Annotated in this window: 12 protein-coding genes and 1 pseudogene; 7 read left to right on the top strand and 6 right to left on the bottom strand. The window is 68.1% G+C overall.

Annotated elements, in window-relative coordinates:
• Positions 1–33: 33 nt before the first annotated feature.
• The gene (locus MVF96_RS05980; protein WP_247451654.1) at positions 34–1,707 is read right to left on the bottom strand and encodes a serine/threonine-protein kinase; all 1,674 of its coding nucleotides are present in this window, start codon (positions 1,705–1,707) and stop codon (positions 34–36) included.
• Between the two features lie 97 nt (positions 1,708–1,804).
• Between MVF96_RS05980 and MVF96_RS05975 the strand changes: the two genes are divergently transcribed.
• Positions 1,805–2,971 carry a pyridoxal phosphate-dependent aminotransferase gene (locus MVF96_RS05975; RefSeq protein WP_247451653.1) on the top strand — a complete coding sequence of 389 codons (1,167 nt, stop codon included), beginning with the start codon at positions 1,805–1,807 and terminating at the stop codon, positions 2,969–2,971.
• A gap of 223 nt (positions 2,972–3,194) precedes the next feature.
• On the opposite strand, the gene MVF96_RS05970 is transcribed toward MVF96_RS05975, so the two are convergent.
• Positions 3,195–4,178, bottom strand: coding sequence for an LLM class F420-dependent oxidoreductase (locus MVF96_RS05970; protein ID WP_247451652.1), 984 nt, complete (start codon positions 4,176–4,178; stop codon positions 3,195–3,197).
• Between the two features lie 75 nt (positions 4,179–4,253).
• On the opposite strand from MVF96_RS05970, the gene MVF96_RS05965 reads away from it, so the two are divergent.
• From MVF96_RS05965 to MVF96_RS05940, 6 genes and pseudogenes are all read left to right on the top strand, one after another.
• Positions 4,254–4,835, top strand: coding sequence for a TetR/AcrR family transcriptional regulator (locus MVF96_RS05965; protein ID WP_247451651.1), 582 nt, complete (start codon positions 4,254–4,256; stop codon positions 4,833–4,835).
• A complete protein-coding gene (locus MVF96_RS05960; protein WP_247451650.1) occupies positions 4,828–6,414 on the top strand; it encodes a flavin-containing monooxygenase in 1,587 nt (528 codons plus the stop codon). Before MVF96_RS05965 ends, MVF96_RS05960 begins: the two co-directional genes overlap by 8 nt.
• The gene (locus MVF96_RS05955) at positions 6,411–8,129 is read left to right on the top strand and encodes a GMC family oxidoreductase N-terminal domain-containing protein (protein ID WP_247451649.1); all 1,719 of its coding nucleotides are present in this window, start codon (positions 6,411–6,413) and stop codon (positions 8,127–8,129) included. The genes MVF96_RS05960 and MVF96_RS05955 overlap by 4 nt, the downstream gene beginning before the upstream one ends.
• Positions 8,130–8,637: 508 nt before the next feature.
• Positions 8,638–8,922, top strand: coding sequence for a GIY-YIG nuclease family protein (locus MVF96_RS05950; protein WP_065631742.1), 285 nt, complete (start codon positions 8,638–8,640; stop codon positions 8,920–8,922).
• 41 nt (positions 8,923–8,963) lie between these two features.
• A complete protein-coding gene (locus MVF96_RS05945) occupies positions 8,964–9,593 on the top strand; it encodes an alpha-ketoglutarate-dependent dioxygenase AlkB (protein ID WP_068970695.1) in 630 nt (209 codons plus the stop codon).
• Between the two features lie 199 nt (positions 9,594–9,792).
• A pseudogene (locus MVF96_RS05940) lies at positions 9,793–10,313 on the top strand (hypothetical protein).
• 20 nt (positions 10,314–10,333) lie between these two features.
• Here the strand turns inward: MVF96_RS05940 and MVF96_RS05935 are convergent.
• The 4 genes from MVF96_RS05935 to MVF96_RS05920 form a co-directional block, all read right to left on the bottom strand.
• Positions 10,334–10,693, bottom strand: a complete 360-nt coding sequence (locus MVF96_RS05935; protein WP_238995029.1) for a hypothetical protein — start codon at positions 10,691–10,693, stop codon at positions 10,334–10,336.
• Positions 10,654–10,989, bottom strand: a complete 336-nt coding sequence (locus MVF96_RS05930) for a hypothetical protein (protein WP_078113520.1) — start codon at positions 10,987–10,989, stop codon at positions 10,654–10,656. Before MVF96_RS05930 ends, MVF96_RS05935 begins: the two co-directional genes overlap by 40 nt.
• Before the next feature lie 94 nt (positions 10,990–11,083).
• Positions 11,084–11,974 carry an oxidoreductase gene (locus tag MVF96_RS05925; protein ID WP_078113519.1) on the bottom strand — a complete coding sequence of 297 codons (891 nt, stop codon included), beginning with the start codon at positions 11,972–11,974 and terminating at the stop codon, positions 11,084–11,086.
• A gap of 120 nt (positions 11,975–12,094) precedes the next feature.
• Positions 12,095–13,810: an adenylate/guanylate cyclase domain-containing protein gene (locus MVF96_RS05920; protein ID WP_058253918.1), complete on the bottom strand. Its 1,716-nt coding sequence runs from the start codon at positions 13,808–13,810 to the stop codon at positions 12,095–12,097.
• Positions 13,811–13,827 lie beyond the last annotated feature (17 nt).

Raw genomic sequence — 13,827 nt, 5'->3', positions numbered from 1 at the left:
GCCCGGAGCCTGCGGAGGGCGCGTCACGAAGGGTCAGATCTCTACGAGGCAATACCCGATCGACTCCGGCTCGTAGAAGACCCATGTCGTCTCCCCGCCCGGGCAAGTCACCGACGCATCCGACCGCGTCGTGACACGGGCGAGGACGGTCTGCGCCGTTGCGGCGCTCGTACAGGGGGCTTCCCGGTAGTCGGCCAGGGAGCCGCCCGACAGCGGCACCAGGTAACACAGGTCCTCGTAGAAATTCGGTGTGAGACAGACCTTGTCGGAACTTCCCGGGAAGGTGAGCGTCGAGTTCTGCGGGCTCGCGCACGACGACGCCGCGGCGATCTTCGACGCGGTGTAGAAGTTGAGACCGGCCGAGTCGCAGTCGACCTTCGACGCGTTCACGCTCGTTGACGACGCGGCGTCGGTCGCGATGCCGATGCACTCGCCGACCTGCACGTCACCCGGTCCGTTGACCGGCGACGTCGAGGAGTCGGTGGTGCGGGGCGCAGACGTGCCGGCGGCGGATGTCGGGGTCTGCGGCCCAGCGGCTGTGGTGGACCGCGACGTCGAGGTGTCGCTCGCGGTGGGGGCGCTCGACACCTGCGTCACGACGTAGACGACCCCGGCCGCGATCGCGAGCACGAGGACGGCCGCGAGCGACCCCAGTGCGATCAGCAGCCCGGACCGCTTCTTCGGTGGTGGCGCGTAGCCACCCTGCGAGGGGAACCCGCCGGGGTAGGTCCCCGGCTGCGACTGATACGGCGAATACTGCTGCGGCCCTTGGGAATAGGACACGGGGTTCACCGGAACGGGCGGGGCCGCCGGAACCGGCGGCACGGGCGACGGCGCGCGCACCGTCGGCTCCTTGGACAGCTGAGGAACGGTGAGCGCGCGTTCGAGGTCGACGGCGAAGTCGCGGCACGACCCGTACCGGCGGTCCGGCTCTTTCGCGAGGGCGCGACCGAACACCGCGTCGACATCGCCCGAAATACCCGGACGCAGGGTGGACGGTCGCGGCGGCATCGCCTGCAGGTGGCCGGCGATGATCGAGGCGGTGCCGGCACCCTGGAACGGCGGCCGCCCGGTGAGCAGTTCGAAGACGGTGGCCGCGAGCGCGTACTGGTCGGCGCGACCGTCGACCGGATCGCCGAGCAACTGTTCGGGTGAGGCATACGCGACGGTGCCGAGGAAGACGTTGGTCCAGGTGAGATGACTGACGTCCTGCTCCGACTTGGCGATCCCGAAGTCCGCGAGCAACACGCGCGGCTCCGGACCACCCGCGCCCTGCAGCAGGATGTTGGCCGGCTTGACGTCGCGATGAAGCAGCCCCGTCGCGTGGGCCCGGTCGAGCGCGGCGCCCACCGCACGCACGATCGCGATCACCGTCGCGGTGTCGAGTCCCCGCGGGTTCTGCCGAAGCAGCTTCAGCGCATCGATGCCGTCGATGTACTCCATCGCGATCCACAGGTGGCCGTCGTACTCACCGGAATTGAAGATCGTCACGATCGACGGGTGGACGACGCTCGACGCGTGCTCGGCCTCTTTGACGAACCGCTGCCGGTACATCGGGTCGCGACTGAGATCGGCGGGCAACACCTTCAGTGCCTCGTTCCGCGGCAGGTGGGGATGCCGCGCGAGGTAGATCTCGCCCATGCCACCCCGGCCGACGAGTCGGATGATGGTGTAGCCGGCGAAGTGCTCGCCGGGATTGCGCGGCATCGCTCCTCCTCACCCGTGTCGGCGACTGGGGTCAGTCTGTCACCCCCGCAGCGCCCACCGCGACCGTTGAAGAGAGGACCTGTGCCACTGTGGGAACATGTCATCCGCGAACCGGACAGTCGACCGCCTGCGTCCGTTCACCACGACGATCTTCGCCGAGATGTCGGCGCTGGCCGTCGAGCACGACGCCGTGAACCTCGGACAGGGCTTTCCCGACACCGACGGGCCGGCATCGATGCTCGATGCCGCGCGCGAAGCCATCAGTGACGGTCGCAATCAGTACCCGCCGGGTATCGGTGTGCCGGAGTTGCGGCACGCGGTCGCGCGGCAGCAGCGTGACCGGTACGGCCTGGACTACGACCCCGACCGCGAGGTGTTGATCACGGTCGGCGCGACCGAGGCGATCGCCGGTGCCGTCGTCGGTCTGGTGGAGCCGGGTGACGAGGTCATCATGATCGAGCCCTACTACGACGCCTACGCCGCCGCTGTCGCGATGGCCGGGGGTGTGCGGCGCGTCGTGCCGCTGGTCCCCGACGGCGACGGCTTCCGTCTTGATCGCGAGCGGCTCGCCGCGGCCTTCGGGCCGAAGACGTCGATGGTGGTGGTGAACAGCCCGCACAATCCGACGGGGACCGTGCTGTCGACCGACGACCTCGCCGAGATCGCACGGCTGTGCGTCGAGCACGACGTCATCGCCGTCACCGACGAGGTCTACGAATACCTCGTCTTCGACGGACGGACGCACACCCCGCTCGCGGCGCTACCGGGTATGCGGGAACGCACGCTGCGTATCTCCAGCTCCGGCAAGACCTTCAACTGCACCGGCTGGAAGGTCGGCTGGGTGAGCGGTCCGCCCGAGCTCGTCGGCGCGGCGCGGACGGCGAAGCAATACATGTCCTATGTCGGCTCCGGGCCGTTCCAACCCGCGGTGGCACACGCGCTGGAGCACGAGTTGGACTGGGTCCGCGAGTCGGCGCGGGGGCTGCAGGCCAAACGCGACCTGATCTCGACCGCGCTGTCCGACGCCGGTTTCGTCGTACACCGTAGCGAGGCAACCTATTTCGTCTGTGCCGACCCTCGTCCCCTCGGCGTCGACGACGGCATCGAGTTCTGCCGAACGCTGCCCGAACGCATCGGCGTGGCCGCGGTACCGGTCAGTGTGTTCACCGACGACCGCGAACCCTGGCACCACATGCTCCGGTTCGCGTTCGCCAAACGCGACGACGTGATCGCCGAGGCCGCCGAGCGGTTGCGCCGGTTGTGACTCCACCCCCGCTGGTTGAGCCGGCCCCGAGCGCAGCCGCCGGGCCGAGCAAGCGACGAAGGAGCGCGTCGAGGTCGAGGCGCCGAGTCGAAGCCACTTGGTGACCACCCCCGCTGGTTGAGCCGGCCCCGAGCGCAGCGAGGCGCCGAGTCGAAGCCACTTGGTGACCTCGACAAGCTCGGCCAGCGGAAGGAGGCTCGGCCAGCGGGCGGGGCAATGCGGCTCAGCGCAACGCCGGGATCACCCGCTGCTCGAACATCTCGAGGTCCTCGCGATCGACGGCGATGTTCGGGAAGTAGCAGATCCCGTAGGACATCCCGGCGTCGGCGAGCCCGCGAAGGTTCTCGGCGACCTGCTCGGGTGTCCCGACCGCAGGCATACCCCGAAACGCGCCCATGCTGCCGGACGCCGCGTCGGGCCCGACGATCTTGCTCAGCCGGGCTTCGAGGTCGGTGAGCTTGCGCTCCACGTCGGCCTCGGTCTCGCCGAGCATCACGTTGTAATTGGCCGAGCGGGTGATCGACTCGAAGTCGCGTCCGAGGTCGGCGCAATGTTGTTGCAGGACCGACGATTTGTGCGCGAACCCGTCCGGCGTGCCGTCGAAGTTGGTGTAGTCGGCGTACTTCGCCGCGATCCGCAACGTCTTCTTCTCCCCGCCGCCGGCGATCCATAGTGGCAGCCGTCCGGCCGTGGGCTGCGGGGCGCAGATGGCGTCGTCGACGGTGTAGTGCTTGCCGTCGAGCGTCGCCCGTCCGGTCTCCCAGGCCTGCTTCATGATCTGCACTCCCTCGTCGAGCCGCGCCAGCCGCTCACCCGCCGACGGGAATCCGTAACCGTATGCACGCCATTCGTGTTCGTACCAGCCGCCACCGATGCCCATCTGCACGCGACCGCCGGAGATCAGGTCCGCGGTGGCGGCGACCTTCGCGAGGTACATCGGGTTGCGATAACCCATCGCGGTGCACATCTGGCCGATCTCGACCCGACTCGTGGTGGCGGCCAGGGCGGCCACGAGAGTCCACGCCTCATGCGTGGCCTCGTCGGTGGGCAGCGGGACGGTGTGGAAGTGGTCGTACACCCAGATCGAGTCCCAGCCGCCCGACTCGGCGCGGTCGGCGACCGACGACATCACCCCCCACTGGTCCGCGGGTTCCACACCCACGAGATCGAGACGCCAGCCCTGGGGAATGAAGAGTCCGAATCGCATGAGGTCCAACGTACCGGTGGAAAACTCTTCACAAACTTACAAGCAGTCCGGACTGTTTGTGCTATCGTCACTGATGTGACCGACCCCACCCGCGCCCCGCGTCGTCGTACGCAGGCCGAACGCACCGCGACCACCCGTGCGCTCATCCTCGACGCGGCCGTCGACGCCCTCGTCGACGTCGGCTACGCAGCCACCACCACGCAGGAGGTGAACCGCCGCGCGGGCATCTCGCGCGGCGCCCTGCTGCATCACTTCCCCACCCGGGAATCGCTGGTGGTCGCCGCGGTCGGGCACCTCGTCGAACGCCGGCTGGCAGAGATCCTGTCGCGGCCCCGCACGGGCGACGAGGGACTCGAGATCCTCGTCGAGGCGTTCAGCGGCCCGCTGTTCGACGCCGCTCTCGAGTTGTGGGTCGCCGCCCGCTGCGACGTCGGGCTACGAACCGCGATCATCCCGCTCGAACAACAGGTCTCCGACGCCCTCGCCGTCGGTTGTGCCGAGTTGTTCGGCGACCGATACACCGCCGCGGAACTCGAACTCTCCATCGAACTCGCACGCGGACTCGCGGTGTCGCGCATCCTGCGCTCGCCCGACGCCGACCGCGCGCTGCTCGACCGACTCCTGCCCGTATGGAAGGAACTCCTGTCTCATGACTGAACCCAGTCCGACCCTCGCGCAGCAGAACACGCTGCCCCGGCGCGTCGACGTCCTCGTCGTCGGTGTCGGATTCGGCGGCCTCGCCGCCCTGCATCGTCTGCGAAAGGACCATCCGCAGCTGCAGACCCTGGCGATCGAGCGCGGCGACGGCGCGGGTGGTGTCTGGCGCGAGAACGACTACCCGGGCGCGGCCTGCGACGTCCCGACGTCCTTGTACTCGTTGTCGTTCGCACCCAACCCAGAGTGGTCGCACACCTACGGGCGTCGCGACGAGATCCATCGGTATCTACGCTCGGTCGCAGTCGATTTCGCCGATCAGATCCGATACAACTGCGCGCTGACGTCGGCGCGCTGGGACGGTGGCATGCAGGAGTGGGTCGTCGACACCACCGACGGTGAGATCCGGTGCCGCTACCTGGTCGCCGCGCCCGGCGCCCTGTCCGAACCCGGCCTGCCGACCGTCCCCGGCGCCGACGAGTTCACCGGCACGATGTTCCACTCCGCCGACTGGGATCATTCCCACGACCTGCACGGTCGACGCGTCGCGGTCGTCGGCACCGGCGCGTCGGCGATCCAGATCGTGCCCGAGATCGTGGACGAGGTCGGGCATCTCACGGTCTTCCAGCGCACCCCCGCCTGGGTCGTCCCGCGTCTGGACCGCAACATCGGCACCCTCGAACGCGCGCTCTATCGTCGGGTTCCCGGTATCCACCGACTGGTCCGGCGGATGGTGTGGACCTATCGCGAGGCCTACGTCCTCATGATGGCCCGCAATCCCAAGCTGCTGCCGATCGCGAAGACCATCGCGCTGGCCCAGCTGCGTGTCCAGGTCCGCGACCGTGCGCTACGCCGTCGGCTCACCCCCGACTACACCATCGGCTGCAAGCGGATGTTGTTGACCAACAAGTGGTTCCCCGCCCTCCAGCGCGACAACGCGACCGTCACTGGAGCAATCACCCGCCTCACCGCACGCGGTGCCGTCGACGACCAGGGTCGCGAGCACGAGGTCGACACGGTCGTCTTCGCGACCGGGTTCACCCCCACCGAGCCGCCCATCGCGTCGGCGATCACCGGGCGCGACGGCCGCACGCTGGCCCACGCGTGGAAGGGTTCACCGCGCGCCTACCGCGGGGTCGAGGTCCACGGCTTCCCCAATCTGTTCTTCCTGTACGGCCCCAACACCAATCTCGGTCACAGCTCGATCGTGCTGATGCTGGAGCCGCAGGCGTACTACATGAGCAAGGCACTCGCCGAACTCTCGCGTAGCGGCCGGTCGACCTTCGAGGTCACCGAGGATGCACAGGACCGCTACAACTCCGAACTCGATCCCGAACTCGAACGCACCGTCTGGAATTCGGGTGGCTGCTCGAGCTGGTACCTCGACTCCACCGGTCGCAACTCGGTGATGTGGCCGAAGTTCACGAGCGACTTCCGCCGGATGATGTCGTCCTTCGAACCCACCGACCACCGCTTCGACGCCGCGATCCCCGCCGCACCCGTCGACCAGGCAGTCACCACCGGATCAGACGCCGCATCCGACGCCACCGAATCCGACACCGAGAGGACCGTCGCACCGTGAGTTCCACCCCTGACCATTACGACGCCATCGTCATCGGCTCCGGTTTCGGCGGATCGGTTGCGGCCCTGCGACTCACCGAGAAGGGCTACCGCGTCGCGGTCATCGAGTCCGGTCGGCGTTTCTCCGACGGCGAGCTGCCCAAGACGAGCTGGCGCCTCAAGGACTACGTCTGGGCACCCGCGCTCGGACTGTTCGGGGTGCAGCGCATGCACCTGCTGCGCGACGTGCTCGTGATGGCCGGTGCGGGCGTCGGCGGTGGATCGCTGAACTACGCGAACACCCTGTACCGTCCGCTGCCGGCGTTCTTCGACGACCCGCATTGGGGATCGATCACCGACTGGGCATCCGAGCTCGACCCGTACTACGACCAGGCCTCACGCATGCTCGGCGTGACCACGTATCCGAAGGTGACGCCCGCCGACCGCGTGATCCGCAAGGTCGCCGAGGAGATGGGAGTCGGCGACACCTTCGTCCACACCCCGGTCGGCGTGTTCTTCGGCGAGGCGGGCAAGACGGTCGACGACCCGTTCTTCGGCGGCGCCGGCCCGGCACGCACCGGGTGCACCGACTGCGGCGCCTGCATGACGGGATGTCCGGTGGGAGCGAAGAACACGCTCGTCAAGAACTACCTCTACCTGGCCGAACAGGCCGGTGCCGAGATCATTCCGATGACGACCGTGGACACCGTCCGGCCGCGTTCGGGCGGCGGGTACGTCGTGGAGTCGCACCGGTCGGGCCGACGCTGGTCGCGCCGCGGGCGCCGCACCTTCACCGCCGATCACGTGGTGTTCGCCGCCGGGACGTACGGCACCAACAAGCTGCTGCTGGACATGCAGCAGGGCGGCCACCTGCCCGGGCTGTCGTCGCGCCTGGGCAAGGTGGTCCGCACCAACTCCGAGGCGGTCCTGGCCGCCACCGCACGCGACCTCGACATCGACTACACCGAGGGTGTCGCGATCACGTCGTCGTTCCACCCCAACGACCACACGCACATCGAACCCGTGCGATATGGCAAGGGCAGCAACCTCATCGGCATGTTGCAGGCCATTCTCGTCGACGGTGGCGGTCCGCTGCCGCGACTGCTGCAGGCGCTGATCGAGATGGTCCGTCACCCGGTGATCACGCTGCGCGGACTCTCGGTACGACGCTGGTCGGAGCGCACCATCATCGCACTCGTCATGCAGACCGCCGACAACTCGCTCGAGTTGTTCTCGCGCCGAGGTCGTTTCGGCCCGATGCTGCGCAGCCGGCAGGGCGAGGGCGATCCCCCGCCGACGTGGATCCCGGAGGGACACGAGGCGGTGCGCGCCGTCGCACGCGAGATCGACGGCGACGCCGGCGGTTCCATCGTCGACCTGCTGAACATCCCGATGACGGCCCACTTCCTGGGCGGCTGCTCGATCGGACGCTCGGCGGCCGACGGCGTGGTGGACCCGTACCACCGGGTGTTCAACCACCCGGGGCTGCACATTGTCGACGGCGCGACCGTCTCGGCCAACCTCGGCGTCAACCCGTCGCTGACCATCACCGCGCAGGCCGAACGCGCCCTGGCGATGTGGCCCAATGCCGGCGAGGCCGACCCGCGGCCCGAGCTCGGTGCGGCGTACCGGCCCGTCCAGCCGGTGGAGCCCCACCACCCGACGGTCCCCGCCCACGCGCCCGGCGCGCTGCGCCTCCCGATCACGCCGGTCTCCGACGCCACTCGCGCCGGCTGACCCGACCCCCGCGGGTTGAGCCGGCACCGAGCGAAGCCGCCGGGCCGAGCAAGCGACAAAGGAGCGCGTCGAGGTCGAGGCGCCGAGTCGAAGCCACTTGGCGAGCAGAGCCCACCCCCGCTGGTTGAGCCGGCACCGAGCGAAGCGAGGCGCCGAGTCGAAACCACCTGGCGACCGATCATGCGAGGTGACCTCAACGCACGCGACCTCCCCGCGACGCTCGGCCAACCCCCGCTGGTTGAGCCGGCACCGAGCGAAGCGAGGCGCCGTGAGTCGAAGCCACTTGGCGACCGATCATGCGAAGTGACCTCAACGCACGCGACCTCCCCGCGACGCTCGGCCAACCCCCGCTGGTTGAGCCGGCACCGAGCGAAGCGAGGCGCCGAGTCGAAGCCACTTGGCGACCGATCTGCGAAACCTGCCAACGACCCTGTGGACAGACTCACCACGATCCGCTGGCTGTGGAGGCATCGACCGATTTGTCGCAGCAATCCTCGACAGTCACACCATGAGTGGCTTTCTCTACATCCTCGAATGTTCCGACGGCACGCTGTACGTCGGGAGCACTCGGAACGTCGAGCATCGAGTCGACCAGCACCAGACCGGAAACGGCTCGCGCTACACGCGTCCTCGTCGGCCGGTCCGGCTCGTATTCCAGCAGGAGTTTCCCAACATCGGCGAGGCTTACGCGGCCGAGCGCCGTGTCCACGGCTGGTCTCGCGCGAAACGGTCCGCCCTCGTCGCAGGACGGTTCGACCTGCTTCCGGAACTGTCGCGCACGAATCCTGGATAAGGCGCTCGAACACACGTGCGACCTGGGTGTAGCCTGAAGTCATGTCTCTCGGCACCCAGGGCTCTTTGTTCTCCGAGCAGGCTGCAGAGCCGACGCTCGGCGACCTGTCGACATCGATCTCGCGCCGTCCGCTGACCGAGGGGGCGTGGGTCGACCTGTGTCCCGGTTGGATCAGTGGTGCCGACGAGCTCTTCGACCGCCTCCGCGAGTGCGTCCCCTGGCGGGCCGAGCGTCGTCGTATGTACGAGCGGGTGGTCGAGGTCCCGCGGCTCGTCTCGATCCACCAGGCCGATGACCGATTCCCCGACCCGATCATCACCGGCGCACGCGCCGCATTGACCGAGCACTACCGCGCCGAACTGCCGGAGGGATTCGCGACTGCCGGGATCAGCCTCTATCGCGACGGCAATGACTCGGTTGCGTGGCACGGCGATCGCATCGGCCGGGCATCCACACACGACACGATGGTCGCCATCATCTCGCTCGGTTCACCTCGGCCACTGATGCTCAGACCCCGCGGTGGCGGGCGGTCACTGAAATTCACGCTGTCGTCGGGCGACCTACTCGTCATGGGCGGCAGTTGTCAGCGCACCTGGGAGCACGCGGTTCCCAAGGTGCGCGGCGTCGGTGCCCGGATCAGCATTCAACTGCGGCCGCCCGGGGTGTGGTGACCTGGGCCGCCCTCCGCTGGCCGAGCAGCGTCGACCGAGCGCAGCGAGAACGCCGCGCCCGTCGAGGTCACCAAGTGGCTTCGACACGGCGCCTCGCTCCGCTCGGAGCCGGTTCAACCAGCAGGGGCAGTTGTCTACGCACACGCCGATCCTCGTGCTTTAATCATTTCGTTATAAACGTGAGGACCGAGAGAAGTCGATGAAGCGCACCCGTATCGCCGCCGCCCTGCTCGCCACCGCCGCACTGGCACTGCCCGTCGCACCGGCGACCGCCAACCCGCTCGACACACTCTTCGGAAGCGCGAGCGCGGCAGCCTCGACTCCGGCAGCGCCGCGCTCGGCTCGTCCGGCGGCGACAAGGTCACGCACTACGGCAAGCTCGGCCGCCCCGGCGCACCGAACGGCATCAAGTCGATCAACGTCTGGGTGTACACACCGAACAACACCGCGGCCGTCGTGCCCAACACCTATCCGAAGAACTCGCGTCTGGGCGTGCGCTGGAACTCGATCATCGACGCCGGGCCGATCGTCGACGGCAACGAGTGCCGCATGGAGGTCCGCCTGTCCGGACCGAAGGTCCCCAAGCAGGCCTCGCTGTTCAAGACCCAGGACTGCACCGCGGTGAAGTCCTACTTCTTCAAGGGCGCAGGCGATTTCACGATCCGCGTCACCGACACCATCTCGGGCGCGTCGAACAGCATCGCGTTCAGCGTCCAGTAGTCGGGCCTTTTTCAACCGGTTCAGCGCACCCCGACGAAGACCTGGATGGGGAGAATGCACTCCCCCGCTCTCGTCGGCGCTCCGGTGGTCACGACCGACAGTTGCCCCGGGCTTCTCCAGGGCCCATACGCTTCGAAGGTCGTGGCGTAGAGCGCCGGAACGATGCAGCCCGCCTCCACCCGGTGCTCACCGGTGCCACCACTGCAGTACGACGCCGAGACGACGATCGCCGACCCCGCCACGCAACCGGTGGGTTCGGCCGATGCCGAGGACGCGGACACCGCCGACAGCGCAGCACTGCCGACGCACAGGGCGCCGACAACCAGGGTGCGCGCCAGGATCACCGCACGCCGGTGATCGCGATGACCGGGAGTATGCACTTCCCGACGTTCGTCTGAGCGCCGATGGTCACGACCGACAGCTGCCCCGGTGCGCGCCAGGGGCCGTTTGCGTTGGTGAGTGTCGCGACCATGGTCGAGTCCAGACATGCAGCCTGCACCCGATGCTCCCCCGTACCACCACTGCAGTAGGACGCGGCGACGACGACGGCCGCCCCGGCGACGCAACCGGTGGGTTCGGCCGAGGCCGACGGGGCCGCGACGGTGGAGAAGGTCGCGCCGGCAACGCATGCCGCTCCGGCCAGGACGATGCGCAAGGAACGTTTCGAGAGAGTCATGCCGAGAAATCTAAGGCACGCAAGCGTCCGAAGTTCTCTATCTCGAACATGATTCGTCCGATCATGGGAACGGACGAGGCGGTGCCTCCGATCGTCAGCCGACGGCCCCGACGTCGAACTTCTCCCCCGTGAGCCGCTCCGATTCCTCCCAGAGCGCGGTCCGGAACTCGACGTCGTCGGCAGCTTTCTTGTAATCGCTGCGTCCGGGGGCGCCGCGCATCCCGAAGAACTGCGTCGGCCCGTAGAACGTCCCGGATCTCGCATCCGGCAGGGTCGCCGCGTACAGCTGGGGCAGCGCCCCGTCGGCCGCCGGCTGGGCGATCGGCAGCTTGTTGCCCAGCTTCGCGAAGAAGTCGGAGAAGTTCTCGCTTCTGCCCTGCAATTCCGTTGAGGCGTAACCCGGATGGGCGATCAACGACTTCTTCGACGACCCGGCCGCCGCCAGCCGTGCGGCGAGCTCCTTGCCGAACATCAGGTTGGCCATCTTGGAGTCGCCGTAGGCCCGCCAGCGCCGGTAGCGGCGTTGTTCCCAGTTCAGGTCGTCGAGCTGGATGTCGCCGATCTGGTGCATCGTCGACGACACGGTGACCACCCGTTCGGTGATCTTCGGCAGCAGCAGCGCCGTGAGGGCGAAATGGCCGAGATGATTGGTGCCGATCTGCATCTCGAAACCGTCGGTGGTGCGTCGGAATGGGACCGCCATCAGTCCCGCATTGTTGATCAGCACGTCGGCGCCGGTCACCCCGGCGGCGAAGGCGCGCACGGATTCGAGGTCGGCGAGGTCCAGTTTGGCGACGGTCGCCTTCGGCCCCAGCTCCGACGCCACGGCATCGGCCTTGGCAGTGTTGCGGCACGCCAGCACCACCTCGGCACCGGCGCGGACGAGCACCTTCGCGGTCTGATACCCGAGTCCGCTGTTGGCACCGGTCACCACGAACGTCCGGCCCGTCTGGTCCGTCACGTCCGCTGTCGTCCAACCACTCATCGCGACCCCCTGGGATGCGTCGTCATGCCCGGCAACCTAACCGGGACCGTGCGGCCCACGCTATTGACGCATAGGGACGGCGTCAACGATTCATCTCTTCCGCCGAGCGCAGCGAAGCCTTCACCCGCCGAAGAATGTGGTCAGCCGCAACGGGTTGGCGCCGACGATGCGACGTGCGGGCCGTAGCAATTCCGCGATGAGGTTGGTCGACGTCCCCAACCGCTCGACGAGTTCGATCGGCGCATGGAAGGCGGTGGGCTCGGAGCGGCCGCGCATGATCCGCGTGCCGAGCAGCTTCCACTCCTGCGCTTCCTCGCCGGCGGCGTCGATCGCCGCGCCGCTGGCCAGAGCCGGGATGCGTCCGGTCTTGGCCATGTCGGACAGGCGTGCGCACTCGTTGACCGGGTCGCCGATGACGGTGTACTCGTAGCGTCGTTCGGCGCCGATGTTGCCGGCGAACGCTTCCCCGTAGGAAACGCCGATCCCCCAACGGATGTCGAGGCTGCTGGCCAGCCGGTCGGCGAGGTCGCGGGCGGCGCCGAGCGCGGCGCCCGCCGGGTCGTCGATCTCGACGGGCGCGCCGAAGACGGCGAGCGCGGCGTCGCCCTCGAATTTGTTGACGAAGCCCGAATGTTGATCGACGACGTCGGCGACGATGCTGAAGAAGGCATTGAGCAGGGCGGCGGTGTCGTCGGGACTACGCTGCTGCGCCAGCCCCGTCGAGCCGACGATGTCGACGAACAGGACACCGACGCGAGTGTTGGTGCCGTGCATGCCGACACCGTCGGAGATCGCGAGCTCGGCCACGGTGTCGCCGACGTGTCGCGCGAATATCTCACGCATGCGGTCCCGTTCGGCGAGACCTTCGACCATCCTGTTGAAACCGTGTTGCAGCACACCGAGTTCCGAGGAGTCGTACACGGGCACGCGAGCCTTGTAGTCGCCGTGGTCCACGCGGTGCACCGCCCGGCGCATCTCCGTCAGCGGATCGGTGATCGCCTGTCCCACAAGCGCGATGACACGGGCTCCGGATGCGAGGCCCACCAGGCAGAGGATCACGGTCGTCCAGTCGACCGCGCCGTAGACATCGGGCAGCAGACCGGTCCAGCGCCCCGCGTTGACCGTCAACAAACCGACCATCGGCACCGCCGAGCTCACCGCCCACACGGCCAGCATCCGCACGCGCACACCGTTCATGACGTGGTTCGTGGGGAAGTCCTCGAGGACGACGACGGCCAGGGGGCGGGCGGCGCGTTCGGCGAACAGATAGGTGAGACAGGCACTCGACATACCGGCCAGCGCGAATGCGACCGCGACGCCGGCGACGGTCGCGGTCGTGAGCTCTTCGGCGATGAACACGTAGAACAGCGCCGCCGCGCTCCACGAGACGACCGTGACTCCGAGCTGCACGATCGGTATCCGCTGTACGGCGCGTCGACGGGCATGGTCGGCGGGTTGGCAGCTGATGAACCAGCGCAGCTGGGGCCGGACGGCCAGCATCCCCAGCAGCAGATTCGTCAGGATGCCGACGATGATCGCACCCACGACCACGGGAAAATTCGGCGCGCCCAGCGTCTCGTCGAAGGTGAGTTGGCCGCCGTTGAAGGCGAGTTGGACGAGCAAGAAGGTCTCGACGCCGATCACCGTATTGCTGGCGATCACGGCGGTCATCGCGGTGACGGTGGCGTGCAGGGCGATCTTGCTGCGCATGGGCGGGCCGATCCGGGCCCATCCCCGGGGGCTCGGAACCGTCGAGGTGCCCCACAAGAAACCCGCGGTGCGTCGGCGCAGACGTGTCCACGGCACACCACGACGGGTCCGGCGTGGTCGTCCCATCGGCTTCTCCTGCCTGA

This window comes from Gordonia hongkongensis (assembly GCF_023078355.1).
GTDB lineage: Bacteria > Actinomycetota > Actinomycetes > Mycobacteriales > Mycobacteriaceae > Gordonia > Gordonia hongkongensis.
Note: the sequence above shows the minus strand (reverse complement) of the source record. Positions and strands in the feature narration are given on the sequence as shown.

Excerpts from the sequence above, each read along its gene's own strand:
- MVF96_RS05950 (WP_065631742.1), top strand. The coding sequence starts at position 8,638 with ATGAGTGGCTTTCTCTACATCCTCGAATGTTCCGACGGCACGCTGTAC.
- MVF96_RS05960 (WP_247451650.1), top strand. The coding sequence starts at position 4,828 with ATGACTGAACCCAGTCCGACCCTCGCGCAGCAGAACACGCTGCCCCGG.
- MVF96_RS05970 (WP_247451652.1), bottom strand. The coding sequence starts at position 4,178 with ATGCGATTCGGACTCTTCATTCCCCAGGGCTGGCGTCTCGATCTCGTG.
- MVF96_RS05920 (WP_058253918.1), bottom strand. The coding sequence starts at position 13,810 with ATGGGACGACCACGCCGGACCCGTCGTGGTGTGCCGTGGACACGTCTG.
- MVF96_RS05980 (WP_247451654.1), bottom strand. The coding sequence starts at position 1,707 with ATGCCGCGCAATCCCGGCGAGCACTTCGCCGGCTACACCATCATCCGA.
- MVF96_RS05975 (WP_247451653.1), top strand. The coding sequence starts at position 1,805 with ATGTCATCCGCGAACCGGACAGTCGACCGCCTGCGTCCGTTCACCACG.
- MVF96_RS05930 (WP_078113520.1), bottom strand. The coding sequence starts at position 10,989 with ATGACTCTCTCGAAACGTTCCTTGCGCATCGTCCTGGCCGGAGCGGCA.
- MVF96_RS05945 (WP_068970695.1), top strand. The coding sequence starts at position 8,964 with ATGTCTCTCGGCACCCAGGGCTCTTTGTTCTCCGAGCAGGCTGCAGAG.
- MVF96_RS05925 (WP_078113519.1), bottom strand. The coding sequence starts at position 11,974 with ATGAGTGGTTGGACGACAGCGGACGTGACGGACCAGACGGGCCGGACG.